Source organism: Pseudopedobacter saltans DSM 12145 (assembly GCF_000190735.1).
GTDB classification, from domain to species: domain Bacteria; phylum Bacteroidota; class Bacteroidia; order Sphingobacteriales; family Sphingobacteriaceae; genus Pseudopedobacter; species Pseudopedobacter saltans.
The window spans coordinates 4573217-4599701 of sequence record NC_015177.1 but is presented as its reverse complement, the minus strand read 5'-3'; the positions used below and the strand labels follow the sequence as shown (position 1 = coordinate 4599701).

The window sequence follows — 26485 nt, the reverse complement described above, 5'->3', positions numbered from 1 at the left end:
TGTAAAGCAAATGAATAACGGCATTCCTATATACGACATATGTACCATTACGGATGTAAAGGATGATGAGATTATCATTAGCAGATTTAGCGAATACTCAGCTAATTATAAGCACCTGCATTCACCACACCGGCATGCATTTTACCATGTGGTGTTTTTTACTGAAGGAAAAGGCCAGCATACCATAGACTTCGAAACTTTTGTTGTAAAATCCAACCAGATTTATTTCATGGTTCCAGGTCAGGTACACAGCTGGGATTTTGAGGGCATAGCTGAGGGCTATATTATCAACTTCTCTCCTTCTTTTTATCAGTCGTTTTTGTTAAGACCTGATTTTTTAGATCAGTTTTATTTTTTCGGAGCCAATGCTCATGAGTCTGTTATTGATGTACCAAAAGCAGAACAACAGAAAATTATAGATCTCTTCGAAAATATCCTTCAGGAATCAGTATCTCAGCGGAAAATGAATATGGATATGATCAGGATTTTATTGTTACAAATATTCCTGAAAATAGACCGACTGAACGAGAACAAGGAGCAATTCTCATCAGAAAACAACTATAACCATACGCTGTTAAGCAATTTTAAAAAATTAATAGAACTAAACTACACCAAATTAAAATTGCCAAAAGAGTATGCAGCTCTGCTTTACATTACTCCAAATCATCTCAATGCGATATGTCAGGATGTGCTGGGTGTATCGGCAGGCGAACTGATTAGAAACAGAATCATTCTTGAAGCCAAAAGACTTCTGATCAATCTTGATCTTCCGATATCGGAAATCGCGTACAGGCTAAACTTCAACGACAATTCATATTTTACTAAATTTTTCAAAAAACATGTAGATATAACTCCTGAAGAATTCAGGAAAAAAAATTAAATCACTATGGCTACAGACACAAATATTGGAACTACAACATACACCTTATTAACAGAAAAACAAGCAGCATTACAAGCCAAATGCCCAAGATGCAGAAGAGGCGATTTATTTAAAAATAAGATGTACAGCTTTAAACAAACCATGAACGACAGGTGTCCGCACTGTAATCTGAAATTCGAAAGAGAACCCGGATACTTTTATGTTTCTATGTTCGTTAGCTATGCACTTAATGTAGCCGAAATGGTTGCTGTGTGCGTAGCTATTTACGTGTTAACACGGTCAGAAAATCCAATGATTTATATTGGTATATTCCTTTTAGCTACGTTTATATTATCACCATTCAACTTCAGATACTCCAGAGTAATCTTATTATACTGGTTAACTCCAGGATTAAGATTTAATCTCGAAAAATCTAAAGATTTACCTTTGGAAACTCAAGAATAAAAATAAAAATCTTTTTTAACCCTCATCTCAACCTCCATTCAAAAGTCGAAGATGAGGGTTAAATTCTATAATCATTTCAAAAAACAACCGCCACTCTGAATAAACAAGTAAACAAAGTATCTCAACAAATCAATACTTTTCCTGATTTCACTTGCTACCTTCAACGTGACGGTTTGTTATATACCTTCTTATTTCACTTTTATCGGGCTTGCCTGCTTAGCAAGCTGATCCTTCATATATCTTGCAAAACCTTCCTGACTTTTAAATTTATTATCAGTCAGCTCCCACCCTACATAAAACCTAAATTTCGCCGAGTTATTTTTATCTAACTTTTCGTAGGCGGTATAGCTGTTTTTTATATCTACTCCTTCATCTCCAATATTTCCAAATTTGGTCCAGTATTTTTTCAACATAGAAACCCCCATTCCTAATTTGTCCTTATTCTCGCTTTGCATATCATAACTATAAACCGCAGCAACTTGTTTATTAAATATTTCATGCGATTGTTTAGCAGAAAGATTAACTATTCCTGTAACCAATTGAGTTTTCCTTGGAGCTCCATTCAAGGTTACTTTACTCTCAAAGAAATATTGCCCACCCCAAATACTTATTTCTTCTGTTGCTGAAGCCAGCTTTCCATCTCCTAAAATATTCCATTCAGGATAATGCATTCTAAAAATCGCTCTTATCGGGCCGTCTGCTACTTTTTCATAGACAATTCTTCCCATATTTGCTCCACCCAGTCGTACCAAGGTATCTCTTCCCTGCAGTGGTACATTAACAGCAATACCACCTGCCGATAGCGATTTACCCACAATTAGGATATCCATTCCCCAGTCGCTCAATTTATGGTAGCTATTGCCTGGATTAGCTCCGATTTCATCCAACACCATTTTCGCTGTACGTTTTCCCCAAATATCCTTCTGGTTTCTGATGTCCATATATAGCCTGAAACCTACTTTATCATTTTCCCAGGCAGGCCCTTCTGTTAACATAGAAGGAAGCTTTTGTAGTTTAAAGTCTGTATTTGGTTGATTTGCCGGCACAGAATCCCTATTCAGATTTGCACCAAACGTATTATCAGGAAGTCTTCTTTTCTGTCTTACATAGGCTCTGTAAACGGGCTTGATTCTGGCGCTGTTAGTAGTCTCTACAGATAATTGGAGTTCTTTGCGCTCCAATTCACCAAAATTCAATAAAAAAGCTGCTTCGTCCCAAATGCCATCTCCGTTCAAATCATCAAACTGAACAAATACAGGTTGATTTTTATTCTTAACGGCAATCTTTCCTTCAAGTTTCTTTTTGAATTTTTTCTCTAAAAAATCTCTCTTTAAAACAATAAGCTCGTCTTGTCTTTCTTCGTTAAGATCATTTGAAAGCTTTAAAGATACATTTTGTGCCTTCAACGTAGTTATTCCTAAAAACGAAAGGGATAGAAGTAAAATACTTTTTCTAAAATTCATAATTTTTTAAATACTAAACTTTCTTTAAAGAAAGTTCTCCAACAATCGGTGTATTCTCCAAAACTACAATTTCTTATCTTTAAAAGACACTTACAATTTAGAATTTCCTACACAATTTATTCATTCCGAATTTCTCCAATTCCCTCTCTATAAGTCGTAACCTTAAAATCAGGAAAACGCCTTCTGAATTTCGAATCGTCAAACACATTATCGTGTTCATATCTGGGAAGCAATTCCTGCAACTCCTTTAGTCTTTCATTAAAAAGAGCACCAATCCGAAAAGCAAATTTTGAGATGATGGTATATTTAAACTTCTTCCCATAGATTTCAGAAACTAATGCAATAAATTCTCGGTACGTTAAATGACTTGTATCAACCGGGAGATGCCACGTTTGCCCAAAAGCATCCGGAGTATTTCCAATCAGCGCTGTAGCACGGCTTGCGTCCGGTGTCCAGATCAGGCTTCTTTTTGTATCGTCTCTTAACGGTACTTTTAATTTTTTACCTGCTTTAATATTATTAAAAATTAAAGCATTGGTTATACTCTGGGTTTTATCAGGTCCGTAAAACTCGGGAGCACGACAAATAGCAGCTTCAAGTTTACCCGATTTCATTTCATTTAAAACCAACTCCGCCATTTCTCTTCTCACTTTCCCTTTTCTACCTACAGGAGCAAAGATTGTGTCTTCTTTAAGAACCCGATCATCTTGCGGATACATATAGGTATTGTCGAAAAACACCAGCTTAGCGCCGTTAATTTTACAGGCGTCAATCACATTTCGGGTAATCAACAGAAACTGCTTTTCCCATAGGCCTGAACTCATCGGAAGGCCCAATGTGAAGTATGCTATCTCGCTGCCTTCCACAGCCTCAATCGCTTTTTCGCGATTGGATAAATCTGCTGACAAAACAATATCTGTATCATTTACTTTTTTTGCATTTCTACTTACAATCCGGATATCCGAAGTAAATCCCCTTTTCAACTCCTTTGCCAGTTCTTCCCCAATTTGTCCGCTGGCCCCTAATATCGTTTGCATACCCAAATTATTTATGCTGCCTTTTACTCAATTCAGACATTACCACCTTTGCCATTTTTTTCGAACTGAAGGGATTCTGTCCAGTAATCAGATTGCCGTCAACTACTACTTTTGAGGTCATCGGAATCATGGCTTTTTTATATTTAGCTCCTCTGTTCTTTAATGCAGCTTCCAGATTAAAAGGTACTTCTTTTTTTCTTCCTGCCAAGCTCTCTTCGAACCAATTAAATCCGGTAAGCACCTTGTTTTTTATCAAATATTCACCGCCAGACAATCTAACGTTCAGCAATCCACCCACACCATGGCAAATAGCAGCGACTATTTTTCCGCTTTCATATTGATTCTGAATAAGGTTTTGCATCACACTGTCACCAGGAAAATCATACATGGTACCATGCCCCCCTGCCAGATATACCAAATCAAACTCTTGTGTTGAAACTCTCTCCAAATTTCTGCTATGCTTCAGCAGCCCACGAAAGAAGGGATCGTTCCAATATTCCTTAGAAATTTTATCCAGTGTAAACCGTTTCAAACTCTCGGGATCAACATGTACATTTCCTCCATTAGGGCTGGCAATGGTTATTTCATAACCTTCCTCTTTCGCTGCATGGTAAATATGCGTTAATTCACTCAGCCACAAACCTGTTTCTAATTTACCGCTCGCATATTTACCTGTATTGGTTACTATAATTAAAATCTTCAACATGGCTACTTCCTTTGGTAACACAAAGTCCAACAAGAAGTTTTAAATGATTTTCATGATTACCTATCCAAAAACAATCAACACCCCCCAAATCAACAGCTGCGTAACTACCCCCATTAATAATGTTGCTACAGAATATACTTTCAATGTAGCCGCTGTACTCAAATTAGAAAACCGGCTAATCACCCAAAAATAGGCATCATTGGTATGGCTAACGCACATGCTTCCTGCTCCAAGACTCAAAATAGCTAGGGACAGTTCCAGAGAGGTATCTAAACCCAGGTCTTTTAACAATGGTGTAATTAGAGATGCAGCTGTTATTATAGCTACGGTGGAGGATCCCTGTGCCGTTTTCAGAAATGCCGTTATCAGGAATGGAAAAAAGATTCCCAATGATGCTCCTGTTAAAAGGCTTCCAAGATCACTTCCTACACCCGAACGCTGGAGTATCTCTCCAAACATTCCTCCTGCCCCTATAATCGCTAAAATTCCACCCGCCTTCTCCACACCATCTGTTATCCAATGCGACAGGTGCGGTTTATCCTCCTTTTTCAGCAAAAACAAAGAAACAACTATACCCACTCCCAAAGCTATAATGGGGTCTCCTAAAAACAGGAGAAGGCGACTAAATAAACTGGCATTTTCGGTGATTTCTGAAAATAGTTTGACAAAAGCTCCAGAACCTATCAATAATATCGGCAATATCACGGGCAGGAAGGACAAGCCCACCGAAGGTAATTTCCGCTCGGCCTCTACAACTTCATTTTCTTCCGGTGGAGTATAATCATCTGCCACTCTCTTACCTTTCCACAGTGCATATAATAATCCTACGCTCGCTGCCGGAATGGCCAGCAATGCGCCTATTAAAATAATTGGACCAAAGTCTCCGCCTGCTGTTTCAATGGCCACGGTAATTCCCGGATGGGGTGGCACCAAACAATGCACCGCATACAGGGATGTCCCCAGTGATGTCGCCATAATGGCCATTTTCCAGTGTGTTCTCTTCACTATGGAATGGTTAAGCCCGTTCAATACGATAAAGCCACTGTCACAAAATATCGGAAAGCCTATAATGTACCCTGTTATTGCAATCCCCAGGGGTGCATTTTTTTCAGATACCTTTTTCAGGATGTACTTGGCCATACTTACCGTTGCCCCCGTTTTCTCCAACAGCATGCCCAATGTAGTTCCCAGTATAATCAGCACACCTACCTTTTCCATGGTATGCCCAAAGCCTGTTTTCATCTGTTTGGCCACATCTTCAAAAGGTATTCCACTTAGTAAGCCAACTCCCAGAGCTGCTATTGATAAAGCAAAAAATGGGTTTAGTTTTTTATAGGCGGTACTCCATATAACAAAGCTTACAGCCAGTACCAGGATAATGATAGAAATATTCATAATTTTTTAATGGGTTTAGGTAACAATCATAAGCTGTATATCCATTACATTGGTTTGCGTGGGGCCCGTTTGGATCAATCCTCCCGTCTTTTCAAAAAAATGGTAAGCATCATGATTGTCCAGATATTCATCTATTGAAATGTCTTTTTCGGTAACCAGGTCCAATGTTGCCATACTGATAACTGCTCCGGCTGCATCCGTTGGCCCGTCTGTCCCATCGGTTCCACAGCTTAATAATATCACATCCTCTGCATCTATGTTATTTCTCAACAGGACCAATTCCTTTAATGCAGCCAAAGCAAAATGCTGGTTCCTTCCACCTTTTCCATCTCCTCTCACTTGTATTACCGTTTCCCCGCCCTGTATAACACAGCAAGGCTTTTTAAACCTGCACTGCAGCAAAGAACCTATTAATTGCTTCGCTTCCTGCTGTGTTTCTCCCGTAACCAATTTATCGGAAGCATAAACATGATAGCCCAGTTCTGCCGCTGCCTTTGCCGCTGCCGATACGGCGATCTTATTTGAACCTATGATGGTATTGCTTACTCTTAGGAAAGCAGGATCTCCGGGTTTCGGATTTTCAGGTATGATCCCCCTCACTCCTTTTTCAAGGTAGGACAGTATGCTTTCCGGCATTTTTGGACCAAGCTTATATTTATGAATAATATCCAGCGCTTCCCGATAGCTGGAAGTATCCGGATAGGTAGGCGCACTGCCTATGATGCCCAGATCGTCCCCCGGTACATCACTGATGATCAAAGTAATTATTCTTCCTTTGCAGTACCGTACGAGCTGCCCTCCTTTCACCCTGGAGAGATGTTTACGTATGGTATTTATTTCCTCTATGGCCGCTCCTGAATTTACAAGCTGCTGATAGGCCTGGCTCAGGTCTTCCATGTTCAAGCCATCCGGTATATCACACCAAAGTGCCGATGCGCCTCCGCTTAACAGGAAAATCACAATATCCTCCTCTTCAACTTTTTCCAGAAAATGAAGTGTCCGATTAACAGCTTCTACGGAATGTTCATCAGGAACCGGATGAGATGCTGATATCATATTGATCCCTGCTCCTTCAACTTCATGTCCGTGTTTTACGGTTACCAGGCTGTCTGTTAAATGGCTCCCCAAAACTTTAGCTGCCTCTGCGGCCATAGCTCCAGAAGCTTTGCCTACCCCTATAAGATATAAATTATGAACAGTACCTAACGGTATCTGCTCTCCGGCTAGTTTAAGATCGTTGTTTGCTATGGAAATATGCCTGCGCATTAGGCTATGGGGATGTACAGCTTCCACTGCCACATCCCATATTTTCCTGATGTCTTGTTCGGTTACTGTTGTCAATTCGCTCTTTTTTGGAAATATTTATTTCTGACAACTATTCCCTCTCTATCATAAAATGGCTACTATCGTATTTAGAAATGAGACTATATATTGTACTGTCACTCCTTAAAAACATCCATTGTTAGGCGCTTTCCCAACATTCTCCGCCACCAAAATTGCTAACGCTCTTCGTCTCGCTCTTTATTTTCAGAAATACATACGTTATCGTAATCAAAAAATCACAGAAAGCAGATCCATGCAGCTCTACAATTTTGTAAATATTTAGCTTTTATTATGATTAGGTTTAATTGTCTTCACGTCTCTGCTGACTAAAATCGCAGAAAACCTCCCTCAATAATAGGTATATTTTTCGATAGTGCAAATTTAACTGCTTAGTTAGTTTCGTATTTAGTTGTTAATAGCTTTACTTCTATTTTCTTCATGTGACTGGGAAAATAGTCCCTATCAGAATTGCTCTATAGAAATGCAACAGGAGTCTTTTACCAAAAACTTATCTGAACATATAGAGATTTTCCTTCCTAAACTTTGGAAAGAGAAATACTAATAATCTTTAGACTTTAGACAGTCTCCTTCTATCGCAATGCATGATAAAGTGCTCTGCTAATTTTCATATTGACAGCGGTCCAGATTTCTCCCTTTACCTCTCTTTGATAAGACACATCTGGATTGATTTTAAAGCCTATTTTTTCATAACATTTGACAGCAGCAACATTCCAGTCAAATACATTTAACTCTGCAATCTCTTGGTCTAAATTCATAAATCCATACTCCAACAATTGCCTAACAAGGATCTGCCCTATTCCCTTTCCTCGATATAATTTATCACCTATAATAATTCTACCTAAAGAGAAGGAATGTTCCTTATTGAGAATTTGCGCATGCCCAATAGTATTTCCACTTGCCTGATCTACAACTTTAAATAATAACCTGTCTGCTTCAGCGAGGGAATCTTGCACCTGCTCTTTGGTTAAGGGAAACTGATAGGCAGGACCAGCAAACTGCATTAAAATTTCTTCGGTTTCTGCCCACGAGGCTAATTGTTCGAAATCAGTAATTTCAAAAGGTGATAGTTTTATCATTTTCAACGTTATTATAATCCCCCGTCCAAACGAATAAGAAAAACAATTTTAATAATTTTATAGTTATCCCAAATGAAAAATATGAGCTTTAACACTAAACCATGAACTCTTTCTCAAGACTCTTTAACCTGCACCATAACGAAGAAGACCCAAAAAAGGTCCTGGAAGACATCATAAAGAGCATATCTTTTAAAGGCCCCAACTTATGGATATTAGCATGTGCTATATTGATAGCTTCGGTAGGCCTGAATGTCAACTCAACGGCTGTTATCATTGGGGCAATGCTTATTTCTCCGTTAATGGGACCAATTGTTGGCGCCGGGTTTGCATTGGCTACCTATAACTCGAACTTATTAAAGAAATGCTTCAAAAATCTATTTGTTGCTACAGTCGTAAGTCTTCTTGTTTCTACTTTATATTTCTATCTAAGCCCTTTTAAAGATGTACAGTCTGAATTATTGGCAAGGACATCGCCCAATATATACGATGTATTGATCGCTTTCTTTGGAGGGATTGTTGGTGCGGTATCAATCACAAGAGTCGAAAAAGGGAACCCAATACCTGGAGTAGCTATTGCTACTGCCCTTATGCCTCCGCTTTGTACCGCTGGTTTTGGATTAGCTACTTTTAACCTGAAGTTCCTTGCCGGAGCCCTTTACTTATATTGTATAAATTGCTTTTTCATTTGTATTGCCACATTTTTAATTATTAAATATCTTAAATACAAACCAGTTACCACTGCTAATGAGAACTACGACAGAAAGATAAAATACATTATCAGTATATTAATGACATTGATGATTTTGCCTAGTTTTTATCTTGCTTATAATTTATTACGCGAAAAAAAATACACACAAAATATAGAGCGCTTTATCGATACTGAATTTGGAAGAAATGGCTATACTGTAATCTATAAAAAGATAAATTATAATCGTGACCCAAAAACTATCGAACTGGCTTTTTTATCAAAAAAGTTCGATAGTACTGAAATTGTGCTTCTAGACCGCAAGTTGAATGATTTTGGAATTGAAAACACTAAATTAGATATTAAGCAAAACGCTGATCTGAAAAAAGAGATACTAACTGAAATTAACAAACAGAATTCTTCTTTATCGGAAAAAGACCTTCAAATTAACGAATTGCAAGCGCAATTAAATCAATATCAAATAAATGATCCTAAGTTAATTAAGGAATTAAGAATACTCTTTCCTGACATCAGAGATATAGCTATGGGCAAATTAACAAATTATGCTGCCAACGATTCTACTTCATTAACCACGGTATGTATTTATTACGCTAATAGGAAAATAGATGAAAGTAAATTGTATAATTGGCTAAAAGAACGTTTTAATGATCCAAACTTATGGATTATACACCGAGAAACAACTAAATAGCAGACACCTAGTATTATTTTATAATAATCCACTTTTTATTTATTTCTGATTTAAAAAGTCTTTATACGGTTTTTAGCAATTTACACTATTAAAATTGATAATCTAACGACTTTATGTCGATTTTTAATTTAATAAGAATGGTGCTAAATTCAGTATTCTAAAATTAAAAGTTTGTTCCCCCTCATCCGGCTTCCAGCCACCTTCTCCCTCAAGGGAGAAGGACAAAGGAACTATGAATATAGCATTACTAAAACGGATATACAGTTCCTTTTACACCGTAAATAGAATTACTAACAACAAAGGCATCACTCCTTTACCTAGTATGTCCTTCTACCTGCTCCAAAGGAGTCCCTTTGTCCCGAAGGGATTCCTTTGGAAGGAGGAGAAGGTGCCCAAATGGCGGATGAGGGAAACCCCAATCATTACTACTCTTTAGATTCGATATCTTTTATAAGGGCCAATAAATCATCTGTTACATTCTCACACCATTTAAGTAAGGCTTCATTCTCATACCTTACAACAATGATTCCCTGAGAAGACAACCATTGGTCTCTTTCATAATCATAAAAACATTGCCCCAGCTCGTCATGTACTTTGCCGTCAACTTCTACCACCAACTTTAGTCTATGACAGTAAAAGTCTACTGTATACTTACCTATGCTATGTTGTCGCCTAAACTTATAACCAGAAAACCTACGATCCCTAAGAATAGACCACATTCTCATTTCTGCAGGTGTAGGTTCTTGTCGTTGTAATCGTCTAAAACTTTTACTATCCATAACATTACAAGATAATGATTTTTAGCGTGGTATTTTGTTCCTCCTCATCCGGCTTTCAGCCACCTTCTCCCTCAAGGGAGAAGGATAAAGGAACTATGAATGGTATTACTAAAAACGGATAAACCGTTCCTTTTCCACCGTAAATAGAATTACTAACAACAAAAGGCACCACACACCTTCCTATTATCTCCTTCTACCTCTGGGGGAAGGGCAAACGAACGATGAATAGCATTACTAAAACGGATATACCGTTCCTTTACCACCGTAAATAGAATTACTAACAATGAATGCACCACACACCTTCCTATTATCTCCTTCTACCTCTGGGAGAAGGTGCCCAAAGGGCGGATGAGGGTATAAACGAAATAGCAATAGACCCACAAAAAAGCAAAATTTGCATTGCTATTGCTATTATGCCCTTCTACCTGCTCCGAGTAGCTGCCCGAAGGCTTATAAGAAGCTACACAACCCACAAAAAAAGCGCATTGAGTTTTATCTCTAATGCGCCCTAACAATAAACGTTATACTGAATAAACGATTTTTATAAACTAACTTTTTCTGATTTGGTAGAACCTTTATATGGCCCAGTCGGTAAAGTAATTGACAAATCTTTTTGAACACCATTTTTGGCATTTTTAAGACTTACTTTTAATGCTGTTTCTTTTTGCAAAGGATCTGCTACCAGAACTTCTTTTTCGGCTCCTTTTAGAGATTTCACCATCAATACCGATGGCTTGTCTACCGTAATTTCTAAACCACTTACTGTAGCTGTACCTGCTGTATAGAATACCACTTGTGTCAAATTCAGTTTCTTATGGAAAACTGCCTGTACATCTTTATCGTTTCTAACAATTTCTATAGGCGAATTGTATTTCTTTAAAGCAGCTGCGTCTTTTAATCCCGGCAGTACGATATAAGCATAATCTGCACCTTCGGGTTGTTTACCATGGTCTATCCATGCTTTAAATACCGAGCCGGAAACTTCTGCTTTACCAAACGAATTATTAATCTTGTACCAGGAACCCGTTTGCGTCGCTGTGCTAACATTAACCTGGCTTGGCTTAGGGAATACATAAGCTACTCCGTTATGGAACAACCATCCATTTGCTGCAATATTCATTTGCTCTGGACTTTCCGTTTTAATATCAGCTACAGAAGATGACACTTTTCCGTTTAACCAGGTCTGGTTAAGCGTAGTAGTCACATTTCTTTCGTCTTTAGAATGGATATCTGCACCTAAGCAAACAATCTCATCATCAAAGAAGAACCACGCTTTTTTAGCCAATACATTGTCATAATCCAACTGATAAGCTGTCGCACCATAAACCTGGTCTGACACCCCTCCGGCAAATGCATTATCTCCTAAATGCCCCCAAAACTTATCTAACAATAAATCTTCTTTATTATCTACGCTGGTCGTTCCCGGAATTTTATCCCATTCCCAGATAGGCATAATATTAAAATATTCTGGTCCATTAACCTGTATGTTTGTAGCCCCATCAGAAAGGTAACGACCATACAAATTTTCCTTATTACCAGATTCGCTTCTATTGGTTCTGTTACTGGCAATTCTAACGTTGAAAGAATAATTCGGACGAATATGCAATGTATAATCCGCTTTCCAGAAATGCTGGTGGTAAGGAGTTACTTTAAAACTTGGTGCCTCTGCGCTGTCTACCCTCAAACGGTTATTTTCCCAATCGTCTGCATTTTTAGGATCAATTAGTTTAGCATTATTGATTCGGTATTTTTCTGAAGTTTTCTTTAAAATGTCTTTCCTGCTAATCCCTCTTCCCTCTACGTTAAAATCGATATATTTTGACCTAAAAGTCTTCAAATACACGTCTCTATAGAATTTAGAGAATAAAGCGACTTGCTCTTTAGACATGGCATAAGGTGTATTCGCTACGTACTTCCCTATTTTTACAATACCTGTCAGATAAACCGCTCCGTAACCAGAGATGTATAGCTGTGGCCCGTGTTGCATATAAGAGTAATCATATTGCAAACCCTCTGCCCCGTCTACCAGCGCAACCGGTTCTAAAAGCTGGTCTACTGCCAGTTTCAATAAAGCTTTATCCTGGGTAAGTAAAGCTCTATAGAAATAATGTAAAGCAATATCCGTTTTGTTGGCTCCGGTTTTTTTCTCGGCAACGCCACGCTTCATGCGCTCTATTAAATTGGCTTCTAATTCTTTTGATAGTTTCTGACTTCCGTACCTTAAAGAAATTAATAGTTCGCCCAGTTTTTGCGGAACATCTATCTCGTTATGCCACCAGTTGTCACTTTTAGGATCCTGATCGTACCAAAACGCCAAAGCATTTTGTATTTTATTAAATATCTGCGGGTTACCGTAAAAGCTACCATCTTTATCCGTATAAGCATTAACAATAGTTCTTAATCTGTCTAAATGCGTAGACGGTTGCCATTTGGTAATATCTATAGCTTTGTAATTGATATCAGACCAACTGCCATCTTCCTGCCACTTATCAAATAATTTAATTGCCGCAGCATCTACCTGTTTGGGTTTAGTAACCGCATTATCTTCGGCTACGCGCCCCATAATCAGTTCAAATGTCTGCTTTTGCGCCCATAAAACTGATGGAGAAAAGCCCATCAGCATAAAGCTTAACAGAAGAATTCGCTTAATCATATTCGTTTAATTTTAGTTATTTCTGTCTCTTGCCAAAACCCTTTGAAAACGTATTTTAGTTTCCTGATCCAGTGTACCTTCTTTGGCGTAAGATCCTGGTATTTCCACTAACCATGACGGACGTACATCATTCCATGTTAGTGGGTTTCCTTCTATTCCTTTATTGATTAGATTTTGGATATCCAGATCAATCCCTTCAATATTCTTAATATCCTTAACGTTAGCTAACTGATATCCTTTATAACTTTGCGGGTTATAAGAACCGTCGGTCGTTGGCTTTACATTGGTAAACAATTTATCATTAGCCATTTGTCCGAAACTATAATTGTTCTGAAGGTTATTCTTATCCAGATTTCCTAAGAATGGAATATGTTTATCGCCCTGCTTGCTTGCAAAAAGATTTCCTTCAATCGTGATGTTATAAGGTAGTTTAAACTCGGCATTCACCTCTTTAGCAAACTCCTTTCTTCTTTCTAATAACGGTTCAAAATTGATATCGTAACCATTATTATCATCAAAAAAATTATTGACGATTAACGAGTTGAAAGCCAAAGCATGTTCAGAACCTTCCGGTCCTGGATTAAGATACAAAGCGGCATTCCCTCTGGCCTTGATAGTCTTTTTCAGATTGAAATAGTTATTGGCTATGATATGCTGACTTCCCCAAACAAACATTCCGCCGTAGCCATATTTATTATCTGTACTGATAAAAAAGTTATTTAGAGCTACTTGCTTATCGCCATGTCTGAAGTTTAATGTTCCCTGACAATTTAAAATGGTATTACCATAATAAACATTCTCCTGCGATTTGCTGGTCACGATTTCAGCTTCCGAATCTTGTCTGACAAAAAGGTTAGAATCTATCAGGCACCGGCCGATATCATTTCGGTAATAACCAACACGAATACCGCCACCTGCATTTCCTGGCTTTGGCGGATTAGAGAAAAAGCAATGGTCTATACGATGATACATAGCCTCGCCCAAAACCTTGCTTTCCTTATCGGCTCTGGGTCTGTTATTTAAGTTAATTACCTGATCGAAAGTGATTTTATCGGTAAAGACACAATGGTCTATACGGCAATGTTTTGGTACTTTTCCTTCCTCTGTTAAAGAAGTGGTAATATAAGCAGAGTTGGCTTCGTCAAAAGCATTAAAAACACATCCGGTTACGCGGTTATAACTACCGTAAATAGCCACCAAACCCGGCCCATGCGATTTCCATTGATTGACATTGCGATTTCCGTCTTTAAAATAGATATCCTTAAGGACAAGATATTCACCTCTCAATTCTACCTTGGCATCACCGGTAAAGAAAACCTTTCCTCCGTTTTGCGCAGCAATAACAATTGGTTTTTCTTTACTTCCAGAGCGTTTAACAACCAATTGGATATCTTTATAGATACCGTCTTTTAGCAGCAATGTATCGCCGGCTTTAAGCTGATCAACCTTACTATAAACTTCTTTTACAGAAGCAACAAGAATATGCTTTGCCCATGTTGGCAGGGCAAAGCATAGTAAAACAAAACCTAAAACAAGTGTCCTTTTATTCATGGTTTGATATCAACAAATCCAATTTTTATTACTATTTGTTTCCCCTCATCCGGCTTTCAGCCACCTTCTCCCTCAGGGAGAAGGGAAATCACTTCGATTAATGCTTATTGTAAAACTTAAAGCTTGTACCGTTCCTAAAATCACCATTCTCCTTCTGGGAGAAGTGCCCAAAGGGCGGATGAGGGCTTAACAATTAACTCTTAGCAATTCTGTCTTTACGGATACTTCAATTCCATTTCTCTGCCAATAACCTCCATGCGGTGTTTCAATATCTGATTTTTATCACCGTAAGGGCTTAACCAATGCGGATTATCTATCGTTTTTTCCCATGCTGCCAGCTTAGCTAATAGCTTTTTGGTCTTAGCCGGATGCGATTGCGCAAGATTCTTAGTCTCTGAAATATCTTTCTTCAGGTTGAACAATAAAACAGGATTCGTATCGCCACTTCTTATCAATTTCCATTTATCACCTTCTCTAACGGCGGCAGCTATTCCTCTTCTCCAGAATAAATCATCATGCGGAGCTTTTTTAATAGTATTGTTTAAGTACGGAATAAGGTTTTTACCGTCTGTAACCTGACCTGAAATTAATTCTCCTTTACCTGCACCTACAGCTGTTGGCATAATATCTAAACCAGACACCATTTTGCTATAAACTTTTCCGGCCGGAATTTGATCAGGATATTGCATAATATAAGCCACTCTGATTCCGCCTTCCCATTTAGAGCCTTTCAATCCTCTCAGTTTACCATTATCTGCATAATTTCCTGTTGCCGCACCATTGTCATTTACAAAGACAATTAAAGTATTATCATAAAGATTTTGTTCCTTTAAAGTCTTCACCAACTCGCCCACTCCATCATCTAAAGAAACCATCATGGCCGCATAAGCTTTTCTTCCCGGATCTGTAATATTAGGAAATCTATCCATTAGCTCTTTCTTCGCATTCATTGGAACATGAACCGCATTATAAGCTAAATACATAAAAAATGGTTTAGACTTATTTTCTTTAACAAAAGAGATCGCTTTATCTGTAAACATATCAGTTAGGTAACCAATCGTGTTTTCTGGTACAATCTTGTCATTATCGAACAAAGCCAATTCATGAGATGGCGCTTTACCACCCGGATAACCGAAAAAGCTTCTATGCCCGCCTACAAAACCGTAAAACTCATCAAAACCTCTTTTTAAAGGAAAATACTGAGGTAAATCTCCCTGATGCCATTTACCAATTGCGATGGTACGGTAACCATTATGTTTCATTTGGTCTCCAATAGTTTTAATTTTTGGATCCATCCCCACATCATTCAAGGTGTAAGGTTTTACAGGCAATTCAGAAATATTATGCTCGAAACCAAAACGTTGCTGGTACATTCCGGTTAAAATGCCCGCTCTGGAAGGCGCACATACCGATGCCGACACATAAGCATCTGTAAACAACGTACCATTCTTTGCTAAAGCGTCAATATTTGGAGTCGGTATTTCCTTTCCACCATAACAACCAAAATCTGCATAACCTGCATCGTCACTAACAATAACAATTACATTAGGCTTTTTTTGCTGAGCTTGCGCCACAACAGTCACACAGCTTATACACAACAAAAAAGCTTTAAAAACCAGTCTCTTCATCTTTATATTATTTATGTAATTAATCAAAATAAAAACCTTCTTTATCTTTCCTCTTAGTTAGAGTTTATCTTCTTACTTTCCTAAACTCATATTTGTGGTTAAACCATATTTACAGTTAATGGTTAATAAAGTCTTACCATCTTTTGTATATTCTACGGTATAATCTTTATTGTCTCCATCCAGTTTCTTCCAAAGCCCGTTCAATGTTAGCGTGACAACCGTTGGCCTGGACGGTGTTTTAAACCAATCTCTAGAATAAACGCTTACTTCTTTTCTTGTACCGTCCGGATTTCTTGGCGTATCATCTTCTTTATCAGAAAATGCTAAATCCGGATCTACTACTGCCAACGCCAACTTATCTTTTTGCTCTTCATACATCACCAAACAAGGTTTGCTATTATTAACAACATATTGGTCATTAAGATTTTTATTTGAGGCAAAAATGGCCATACCTGTTATATTTTTAAGATTGTATCTAACACGATGCATGATACTATCTTTTTGTAAAACGGTATAAGGAGCTTTGTTAGTCTTCATTTGTGCAGCAAAAGCATCCAACTTAGCCTGATCTATTGCAACTAACATGGCATATTCATAAGCTTGCTTTTGTGGCGCTTGACCATGATTGATGTATAATCCTGCAAAATCTCCTTTGGTATCCTGCAAATCCTTCTGATCTCGTGAAGTTTGATTTTTCTTATAAACTACAACGTTCTGCTTCGCAGGAATATAATATCCAATCTTACGGTTATCTAAAACTGTAGTTACGGATTTATTTTGCGTATAAGGGAAACCGGCGATGTTTTTATTGTTGATAGAGATTACATCACTTTTGTCATTGAGATAATTTTGAAAAAGCGTGGTTTCGGTTGGATACTCCTTAGTGTGATTGGAAATATCCGAACCTAACGCCACTACCAAACTATCAAATGTAAACCATGATTTGGTTGCTTTAAAGCTTCCCATTTTGTACTTATCATGGCCTTTCAATTTCATTGCAAAAACGCCCTGTTTATTTAAATGTACACCTCCGGCAAAAGGTTCGTCCGTCAGCAACATTTCTTCAACACCACTATAATCATCTACATTTTTAATATCTGCTCTTAATAAATCTAAAGGTACATGCAAGGTGGTAGTACCTGGAATTCTATTCCAATCCCATCCTTTATCTTTAAAGTTAGAAGCAATATCTTTTTGGCTCTCTGGATACAAAACTTCTAATTGCCCATAGCTAAAATATCTACCAAAAACGTTGGCGTTTGGATAAGATTCGTGGCTAACAATGTATCTATTGTGAGCTTTAATCGTTAATAACCAATCATTTCTTCTATGGATATCCAGTAAACCGAAATTTAATGTCCAGTGCATTGCCGGATAGATAGCCGGTTTTATTCCTGCATTCAGAAAACGCTTGGCATAAGCATTTTGCTGGCTTTTTGTAACCAGTAAATATACCGCAGCCATGTCTTTATCTATTGTTTCTTTGCCATCTGGAGAACCCGACAAAGCCATATAAGCATAAGGCATATCCGGAATACGCCACGTTCCTGTTGGATGTCTACCAGAAACACTTATTGGCCAGCGCGTAGAATTGGTGTAATAATGCATCATCATCATGTTTTCCTTAAATGATTGATGCGCATCTGCTGCTATCTGAAATTCTGTTTTGCTCAATACATAAATGATAGGAGCCAAACCGGTATAACCGCCAACACCGTAAGCTGGGTATAACGTTCCGTGATGAAAAACTGCTCCGTCCGGTTTAAATGCTCCGGTAATTTCTGTATTAGGCTTTACGTTATAAGACATCCAGTTAGAAAAGTGCTTTAAATAACGATGCTTTTCTGGAGTATCATCTAAGATTAAAGCCGAACTCAACATGCTTCCTAACAAAGTATTGAAAACGTCAATATTAGAAACTGGCAGCTGATCTATCTCTGCTAAAGTTCTTCCTAAACCGCTGTACCAATACATCGTTTTAAAAGTTCTGTCTAGTTTACCACTTTGTTTAATAACATCTTTCATCAATAAACAAGAGTTGTAGTAATCTGCCAGATTATAACCTAAATGGTGTAAAGCGCCCATTCCGCTACCATAACTCCAACCCTGATCTTCCATGTGATCTAATAAATCCAGATACATTTTAGCTGTTTCTGATTGGATTAATTGGCTTTTAGTTTGGTGGTGTAGCCTGGCTACTGCTAACATCAGCTGGGCATATCTTTTAACATTAGACTTCTCGTTAGCCACTTTTGCTTTTGCCAGCACCTCGTTTCCGCTAAGTTCTATATCATTTACGGAGTAAATAACACGCCCCGAGATATTGCCTTTGTCTCTTTTGATATCCCAAAAAGCAAACTCTTTCTTTATGGAGTCTAAACTTTTTTGTTCATTAACAGTTTTCTTACCTTCTATAAGTTTAATATATCTGTTGGTAATTTGTGTAAATTGCTTTTTCTGCTTTTCAGAAACGCTGGCCTCTAAAGGTAAATAGCCAGGGTTAGCATTAAATTGATACAAAGAATTCCAATGTGCATTTGCAGCTTTATCACCTTCTAAATTGACAAAAGGCACCTGCAAATCTCGCATTGGAGATCTTGGATTGATATTCACATAGTTAAGTACCTGATCAAAATATAAAGTCCCTTTTTTAATGGATGCCGGAGCGGTAATTTCTAATTTATCTACGCCTCCATCGGCAAGCTTAATCATATCCCTGTGGTACATCACCCAAACTGTTCTCCAGCCTGTAAAGGCTAAATTTACATCAAACTTATAAGTTGCCTTTGTTCCTTCATAAAAAACAAAATGCAATTGATCTGCAATTGGCTTTTCGTTATATAACCATAACACGAAAGTGCTTCTTGGATCATCGGCAACCTTAGCAAAATCCTTATCAATTATGCCTATACTGGCATTTTGATCCGTCCAATCCCATTTCACAGATTGCTTGCCCATTTTAGCATGAACTGTGCTTAAACTTAATTTACCATAATTGGCTTTCCAATCTTTTGGAACTGTATTTTCGCAAATATCTACCTGCAGCTGGGCAAAAACGGGACTACTAAATAGTATAAAAGCTAAAATTAAAAACCTCAATGACTTTATCATATCCTAAAACAGTTCTTATCTGGTAACTTCTTTATTTTTGATTGCTTGCAACTTATTTTCCATCTTACTTAAAACTTTAGGATAAGATTGGTAAACATTATTTTCTTCTTTAGGATCTACCTTTGAATGGAATAATTGAGGTTCTTTTGAATTCCCTAATTCTATGTTAGTTACTGGTAGTATTTTAGGTCCCTCTGCAGGCTCTATATATTTCCAACCGTTTTCTATCAAAGACAAAGTACCGTTCATGGCGTGTTGTACTATATATGGTCTGCCTTTTTTGGTGTCTTTACCCAAAAGGACATTCAGCATATTAAAGCTATCCGGTGCATCATCAGCTGCCAGCTTTTGATTATTCATTTTAGCAAACGAGTGGTACAAATCTACCTGGCTTAGCATAGCCTGGCTTACTCCCGGTTTAATTTTACCCGGCCAATAAGCGATAAATGGTACTCGGGTTCCGGCATCGTAAGCACTATATTTTCCGCCTCTGTAAATACCAGCAGGTTGGTGACCATTTAGCATTTCATTGGCAAAGTCTGCATAACCATCATCCAACACAGGGCCATTGTCACTACTAAAAATAATCAGGGTATTGTCTGATATACCCAGGCTGTCCAATGCTTTTACAACCTTACCAACCGTCCAGTCTAACTGCAAAATAACATCTCCACGAGGACCTAATCCGCTTTTGCCCACGAATTTCTCATTCGGAGAGCGTGGTACGTGAATGTCATTGGTAGCCATATACAAGAAGAAAGGATTATTCTTATTCTTCTCCATAAATTCGATGGATTTGTTGGTGATATCAATCGCTAAATCTTCATCTTTCCATCTTGCAGAATGTCCCCCTGTCATATAACCGATTCTACTGATTCCGTTTACAATAGTTTGGGCATGACCATCGCTCAATTTCATCTTCAACAACTCCGGGTTTTCTTCTCCCGTAGGTTCATTTCCTACTTTACTGTGGTAATTAACCTGAATAGGATCTTTTGGATCAAGATTTATAATATGTCTGTTCTCCATGTACACGGTAGGTACACGGTCTGCTGTCGCAGGGATCAGAAAACAATAATCAAAACCAATTTCCAGTGGTCCTGGTTTTATTTCTCCGTTCCAGTTTGGCCCTCCTTTAGGACCTAATCCTAAATGCCATTTACCAACTGCAGCCGTTTTATATCCGGCATGTTGTAGCATTTTTGGCAAAGTATTGATATCTGTTGGGATAATAAGTGCAGCATCACCGGGAGCAATATCGGTCCCCGATTTTCTCCAGGCATATTTACCTGTAAGTAAAGAAAAGCGTGAAGGAGTACAAGTAGATGATGTGGCAAAAGCATTATTAAATTTTAACCCTTTACTGGCCAGCGCGTCAATATTTGGCGTACTGATTTTATTTGCTCCGTAGCAGCTCAAATCGCCATAGCCCAAATCATCCGTATAAATCAATACGATATTAGGCTTCTGTTGTGCCTGGGAAAGAAATGCACAGGAAATAAATAGTAACGTAAAAATCTCGAAAATTCTCATCTCTGCTATTATTATAAATTTAGGTCCTTCCTTAAACAAAGGTTTAAAGGATGCTTTTTCAAATATTCCCTTAAATCAATAATAAGGAGTATTATAAATTGGTTGAATTAGGGGTAATTTTTATGATTTTATATCTCCGTAACACATCACATTTGTTTGCAAAGCTTTTATTCGATTTCTTTAATAATCAATTATAAACACAGATGATGAAAAAACAGCTATTTATAATACTAATTACAGTGTTGACAATCTCGGTTCAGAATATTGCAAAAGCACAAGAGTTTAAAGTTCTACAGTTTAATATCTGGCAGGAGGGAACAACTGTAGACGGCGGTTTTTCGGCTATAGTAGACGAGATTATCAGACTGGATGCTGACCTGATAGCCTTTAGCGAAGTACGAAATTACGGGCAAACTAAATTTAATGAAAAAATTGCAGATGCTTTGGCAAAACAAGGCAAGAAGTTTTATAGCTTTTATAGTTATGATTCGGGTATTTTATCCAGATATCCCATAATAGATCATAAAACAATATTTCCGGAAAAGGATGACCAGGGATCGCTTTATAAAGCCATCATCAGTTTAAAAGGCAAACAGGTAGCTTTTTATACCGCTCACTTAGATTATAAGTATGCAGCGAATTATCTTTCAAGAGGATACCATAGTTCTACATGGAAAAAATTAGAACAACCCGTTTTAAATGTAGATAGTATACTCAAAGACAATTTAATGTCGCAAAGAGATGAAGCTATCAAGGCTTTTATAAATGACGCTTTTAAGGAAAGTAAACAGGGTCGACTGGTAATATTAGGAGGTGATTTTAACGAACCTTCCCATCTGGACTGGACAGAAAACACAAAGCATTTATTTGAAAGAAAGGTTGCCGTTCGCTGGTCTGTACCAGCTAGGCTGGAAGCGAATAACTTTATTGATGCTTACCGTGAAAAATATCCAAACAACATTACACATCCAGGTATTACGTTCCCTGTTTACAATAAAAATGTAGATTTCAAGAAACTTGTCTGGGCTCCGGAATCTGATGACAGAGATAGAATTGATTATATTTTTTACTATCCAAATCCCAAACTAAAATTTAAAAACATAGCAATGGTTGGTCCGCAAGAGTCTATTGCTTTTGGGGAAGTTATTTTAGAAAAGACAAAAGATCCTTTGATTCTGCCTAAAGGAATTTGGCCAACGGACCATCGGGCTGTAATTGCGACTTTTAAGATTAATTAAACCAGATCTTTTTCTTTCCAGATCATTAGAATGATATCTAATGATCTGGAAAGAGAATAGTTGCTGTAAGAAGTTAATAAGTTGATAGGAAAAACAAAACTGTCTTAGCAACCCCAAAAACCTGCTACTCGTCATCTTTACCTTCAGACTTTTCCCCAATATATTCTGAGGGCGACTTTCCAAATTGCTTTTTAAATTCTTTACTGAAATATTTCCGATCATTAAAACCAACAGAATACGCTACCTCAGAAATGTTCAGTTTTCGTTGCTCTAACAACTGTGCCGCTCTTTTTAAACGTAACGATTTAATAAAATCTGTTATAGTCATTCCTGTAAGAGCCTTTATTTTCTTGTAAAGCACCGTTTGACTCATTCCAATCTTATCTACCAAAGTAGATACGTTAAAATCGGAATCTTCCATGTGATCTTCTACAATCTGCACCAATTTGTTTAGAAACTTTTCTTCCGGATCTTCAATTTCCACATTCTTTGGCATCAGCATCACCTGCTTACTGAATTTCTCTTTTAAAGCATTTGCTGAATTAATCAGGTTTCTGATATGTAATTCTAATAGCTGAACACTAAAAGGCTTAGTTAGATAAATATTTGCTCCGGACTCCAAACCTTCAACCTGATGCAGGTGAGAAGCCATCGCTGTAAGCATAATTACAGGAATATGGCTACTGACTTCGTTTTTCTTTACCAGACTACAAAATTCCATACCATCCATATTTGGCATAGTTACATCTGACACAATAATGTCCGGCACCTCTTTAAGTGCAAGATCCAAACCTTCTACTCCATCCCTTGCCTCCAATACCAGATATTCCCCGGAAAGAGATTGTGCCAAAAAAGTTCTTAACTCATCATTATCTTCCACCACCAAAACCGTATGCATACGATCTTTATCGTTGGTTTTATCAATTTGCTCTTCTTTTATTAACCTGTCCTCCTCTAAACTAATAGCCGATAATAATGGTAATTCCTGATCAACCTCCAGCAGCTGACCTTCGGTGGCATATACCCGATTTAATTTTACCGTAAAACAGGTAAAACCAGTTTCTTCTTGCGTTTTAACTCTGCTGTCTAAAAATATATCGCCGCCATGCAGATCGACTATATTTTTAGCCAAAGCCAAACCTATTCCCCAACCCGCACTCTTCACCGTTTCATTCTTACTCTGGTAAAAATTATCAAATATCTTCTCCTGATCCTCTTTCGGAATTCCGGTTCCGTTATCCTGTACGTCTACAAAAACAAAATCCTGGTTGCTTCTTAAACGTAATTTTACGCTGCCACCTTCCTGAGTATATTTAAAAGCATTGGACAACAAGTTAAAAAAGACTTTCTCCATCTGGTGGATATCCACCCTAACAAACAACTCACTATTCGCTTCAAAACTAAAATCGATATGTTTAGTCTGAGCCTGACTTTTAAAAGAATCGAAAATTTGTCGGCAATAGTTTTCCAGGCTTACTATTACAAGCTTTAACTTCAGATTTCCGGTATCTATTTTTCTAAAATCCAGAAGTTCGCTGATTAAATGCAGTAAACGCTCGGTATTATTTTTAATGCTATAAAGCTGTTTATTTAAAGCAGGGTCTTGTTTGGTAGACGCTATCAGCCGTTCTAATGGTGCAAATATCAATGTCAAGGGCGTCCTGATCTCGTGAGATATTTTAGTAAAGAATTCCAGTTTGCTCTGATAGAGCTCTTCTTGCTTTTCATGATTAAGTTGTTCGTAATAAAGATCGGTTTCCAGCTTTTGCTGTTTGCGCAGGAATTTATTGATCTGATACCAGATTACTACAAAAAGTATGGCATATATTAAATATGCCCACCAGGTTTTCCAGATTGGCGGTAAAACCTTAATAGTTAATTCTTTGGGCTGATCTGTCCAAATACCATCATTATTAGCCGCCTTTACCAGCAATTTATAGGTCCCTGCGGGTAAGTTGGTATAAGTTGCTGATGGGTTATCTACGTAATTCCACTCCTTTTCAAAGCCTTCTAATTTATATGCATACTTATTTCTACTGGAATTGATATAGTTGAAAGCGATAAAGTCAATTGAAAAAATGTTCTGACTTGCTTTAAACACCAATTTGTCTTGGAAAGAAATATCCTTATCCAGAATTCCGTCTTCTCCGTTTACTTTAACAGTCTGGTTAAACAGCTTTAATGATGTGAAGACTATTTTAGGAGGGTTACTATTAAAAGCGATGTCTTCCGGCTTAAAGGAAATTAAACCGTTATAAGTTCCGAAATACAGATTTCCTTCCGCGTCCCTCAGGGTCGACTTTACGCTGAACTCGCTGCTCGGCAAACCGTCATTCATATCAAAATTCTTAAAGGTCTGTTTTTGGATATTTAAAACGGAAAGTCCATTATCTGTACTTATCCAAACGTTACCTTCCAGATCAAAATTGATACCTACTACATTATCACTAATCAGTCCATCGGCTTTATTATAATTTCTAAATTTCTTTTTTTGAGGATCGTAAAGGCTGAGCCCTCCCTTATGCGTTCCAACCCAGATATTTCCTTTATCGTCTTCCTGGATACAATTGATGTAATTAGTAACCAATCCGCTTTCGCCCTTTAAAATCTGAACAAAGGCTGATGATCCCTTTCTTAATAAATTTATTCCCGAAACCGTACCTATCCATATATTACCTTTGGAATCAACTAAGATATCTTTTATGTAATCACTATTCAGGTTCCTGCCTTTGGTATTGCTATTGATATGCGAGAAAACATTTGTCTTTGGATCCAGAATATTCAATCCCTTAGTAGAAGTACCTATCCAGATGTTACCGTCCACATCTTCATCAATAGCACTGATGTATCCGTGGTTTAAGGCTTGAGGATTATTTGAGTTTGGTCTGTAATGGACAAATCCACCAGTATTTCGATTAAAAAGCTCCAATCCACCTTCAAACAGTCCAATCCATACGTTATTTTTTCTGTCTACATGAATGGATTTTATGGTATTGGAGCCAATACTGCCTGTGTTACTTTCCTGATTTCCGTACCTTGTAAATCTTCTGGTCTTCGTGTTATAAAAATTCAATCCCCTGCCTTCTGTACCAATCCATAGATTTCCATCTTTATCTCTGGCCAGCACACTGATCAGGTTTCCGCTGATGCTGTTTGTATTGAAAGTATTAAAATTATAAATATCAAAAGTAAGTGTATTCCGATGAGCTACATTTACTCCGCCGAAATTTGTGCCGATCCAGATTGATCCGTTATTATCTTCATAGATGTCTTTAATAGAATTATCGTTTATACTTTTATCGTTGTCCGGATTGTGATGGTAAACCTGAAAATCTTTAGAAAATGGATTGTAAACACATAAACCATTCATGGTACCAATTAACATCGTTCCGTCATTAGCAACGTAAATCTTTCTGACGATATCATTGTTTAATCGGGAATTCTTAGTGGTGTAGGTTTTAAAATCGTCTGTATTGGACTGATAGAGACTTATCCCGCCCTTTTCCGTACCAAACCAAATTTGCCCTTTATTATCCTGTGCTATTGTTCGCACAAAATTTGCTCCTATTGAATTGGATTCGGTTTTGTCATTAAAATAATTCTTTATGGTATAGCTTTTCTTATTCGCTGTGGGACTTAATTTAGAAAGCCCGGTTACCGTACCCACCCATATATTACCTATATCATCGGCAAATACAGCATAAACTTCGTTTCCAGCTAACCCGTTAGTTTTATTGTAAGCTTTAAATTTTCTGGATGTTGTGTTTTCTATATATAAGAGTCCATCATTGGTACCAAACCAAACTTTCCCATCTTTAGCAGGTAATATTTGCAAAATGGCAAAAGATTGCGGATCATTTTTTCCCGCCTTTTTATAATCTATCTGCTCGAAAGAATCCGTTTCGGGTGAATAATAGCTAATTCCTTTTTGTGTCCCCACCCATAATTTCTGATTCTGATCCTCAGCAATAGCATATATGTAATCATCAGAAATTAGCGAGTTAGGATTTAAAGGATCATTTTTGTATTGCTTTATGGTTTTTCCGTCATATCTGTTCAAGCCATCCCTGGTTCCCAGCCATAAAAAGCCCCGGCTATCTTTACAGATAGATAATACCGTACTCTGGGAAAGCCCATCAATTACGGAAATGTGATCAAAAGAAAGTTTAGCAAAGACGTTTAAGGTGCATATCCAGGCTAAAAAAAACAATACAATTTTTTTCATTTGATTCCTAACGGATAGATAAAAATAC

The 26485-nt window shown here is 37.6% G+C and carries 17 protein-coding genes; 4 read left to right on the top strand and 13 right to left on the bottom strand.

The window, feature by feature from the left end; translation table 11 throughout:
- Positions 1–10: 10 nt before the first annotated feature.
- Positions 11–880, top strand: coding sequence for a helix-turn-helix domain-containing protein (locus PEDSA_RS19170; protein WP_013634827.1), 870 nt, complete (start codon positions 11–13; stop codon positions 878–880).
- Positions 881–886: 6 nt separating this feature from the next.
- Positions 887–1324 carry a DUF983 domain-containing protein gene (locus tag PEDSA_RS19165; RefSeq protein ID WP_013634826.1) on the top strand — a complete coding sequence of 146 codons (438 nt, stop codon included), beginning with the start codon at positions 887–889 and terminating at the stop codon, positions 1322–1324.
- A 188-nt stretch (positions 1325–1512) separates the two neighbouring features.
- Here the strand turns inward: PEDSA_RS19165 and PEDSA_RS19160 are convergent, their stop codons facing one another.
- The 6 genes from PEDSA_RS19160 to PEDSA_RS19135 form a co-directional block, all read right to left on the bottom strand.
- A complete protein-coding gene (locus tag PEDSA_RS19160; RefSeq protein WP_013634825.1) occupies positions 1513–2787 on the bottom strand; it encodes a DUF4861 domain-containing protein in 1275 nt (424 codons plus the stop codon).
- Between the two features lie 116 nt (positions 2788–2903).
- Complete coding sequence (locus tag PEDSA_RS19155; RefSeq protein ID WP_013634824.1) at positions 2904–3824, bottom strand: NAD-dependent epimerase/dehydratase family protein; 921 nt, start codon at positions 3822–3824, stop codon at positions 2904–2906.
- Between the two features lie 7 nt (positions 3825–3831).
- On the bottom strand, positions 3832–4530 hold the full coding sequence (locus PEDSA_RS19150; protein ID WP_041537170.1) for a type 1 glutamine amidotransferase domain-containing protein: 699 nt from the start codon (positions 4528–4530) through the stop codon (positions 3832–3834).
- 60 nt (positions 4531–4590) lie between these two features.
- Positions 4591–5925 (bottom strand): GntP family permease, encoded by a 1335-nt coding sequence (locus tag PEDSA_RS19145; RefSeq protein WP_013634822.1) that lies wholly within the window; start codon positions 5923–5925, stop codon positions 4591–4593.
- Between the two features lie 15 nt (positions 5926–5940).
- Positions 5941–7266, bottom strand: a complete 1326-nt coding sequence (locus PEDSA_RS19140) for a glycerate kinase type-2 family protein (protein ID WP_013634821.1) — start codon at positions 7264–7266, stop codon at positions 5941–5943.
- A 572-nt stretch (positions 7267–7838) separates the two neighbouring features.
- A complete protein-coding gene (locus PEDSA_RS19135) occupies positions 7839–8345 on the bottom strand; it encodes a GNAT family N-acetyltransferase (RefSeq protein ID WP_013634820.1) in 507 nt (168 codons plus the stop codon).
- Positions 8346–8446: 101 nt separating this feature from the next.
- Between PEDSA_RS19135 and PEDSA_RS19130 the strand changes: the two genes are divergently transcribed.
- The gene (locus PEDSA_RS19130; RefSeq protein WP_013634819.1) at positions 8447–9739 is read left to right on the top strand and encodes a DUF389 domain-containing protein; all 1293 of its coding nucleotides are present in this window, start codon (positions 8447–8449) and stop codon (positions 9737–9739) included.
- Between the two features lie 425 nt (positions 9740–10164).
- On the opposite strand, the gene PEDSA_RS19125 is transcribed toward PEDSA_RS19130, so the two are convergent.
- The 6 genes from PEDSA_RS19125 to PEDSA_RS19095 form a co-directional block, all read right to left on the bottom strand.
- On the bottom strand, positions 10165–10518 hold the full coding sequence (locus PEDSA_RS19125; RefSeq protein WP_013634818.1) for an endonuclease domain-containing protein: 354 nt from the start codon (positions 10516–10518) through the stop codon (positions 10165–10167).
- Between the two features lie 541 nt (positions 10519–11059).
- Positions 11060–13171 carry a chondroitinase-AC gene (gene cslA, locus PEDSA_RS19115; protein WP_013634817.1) on the bottom strand — a complete coding sequence of 704 codons (2112 nt, stop codon included), beginning with the start codon at positions 13169–13171 and terminating at the stop codon, positions 11060–11062.
- Between the two features lie 12 nt (positions 13172–13183).
- Positions 13184–14722, bottom strand: coding sequence for a chondroitinase-B domain-containing protein (locus PEDSA_RS19110; RefSeq protein ID WP_013634816.1), 1539 nt, complete (start codon positions 14720–14722; stop codon positions 13184–13186).
- Positions 14723–14937: 215 nt separating this feature from the next.
- Complete coding sequence (locus PEDSA_RS19105; RefSeq protein ID WP_013634815.1) at positions 14938–16350, bottom strand: sulfatase; 1413 nt, start codon at positions 16348–16350, stop codon at positions 14938–14940.
- Between the two features lie 72 nt (positions 16351–16422).
- Positions 16423–19461: a chondroitinase family polysaccharide lyase gene (locus PEDSA_RS19100; RefSeq protein WP_013634814.1), complete on the bottom strand. Its 3039-nt coding sequence runs from the start codon at positions 19459–19461 to the stop codon at positions 16423–16425.
- 15 nt (positions 19462–19476) lie between these two features.
- A complete protein-coding gene (locus PEDSA_RS19095) occupies positions 19477–20994 on the bottom strand; it encodes a sulfatase family protein (protein WP_013634813.1) in 1518 nt (505 codons plus the stop codon).
- 203 nt (positions 20995–21197) lie between these two features.
- Between PEDSA_RS19095 and PEDSA_RS19090 the strand changes: the two genes are divergently transcribed.
- On the top strand, positions 21198–22232 hold the full coding sequence (locus PEDSA_RS19090; protein WP_013634812.1) for an endonuclease/exonuclease/phosphatase family protein: 1035 nt from the start codon (positions 21198–21200) through the stop codon (positions 22230–22232).
- 124 nt (positions 22233–22356) lie between these two features.
- On the opposite strand, the gene PEDSA_RS19085 is transcribed toward PEDSA_RS19090, so the two are convergent.
- Entirely contained in the window at positions 22357–26457 is a 4101-nt protein-coding gene (locus tag PEDSA_RS19085; RefSeq protein ID WP_013634811.1) for a hybrid sensor histidine kinase/response regulator transcription factor, read from the bottom strand.
- Positions 26458–26485 lie beyond the last annotated feature (28 nt).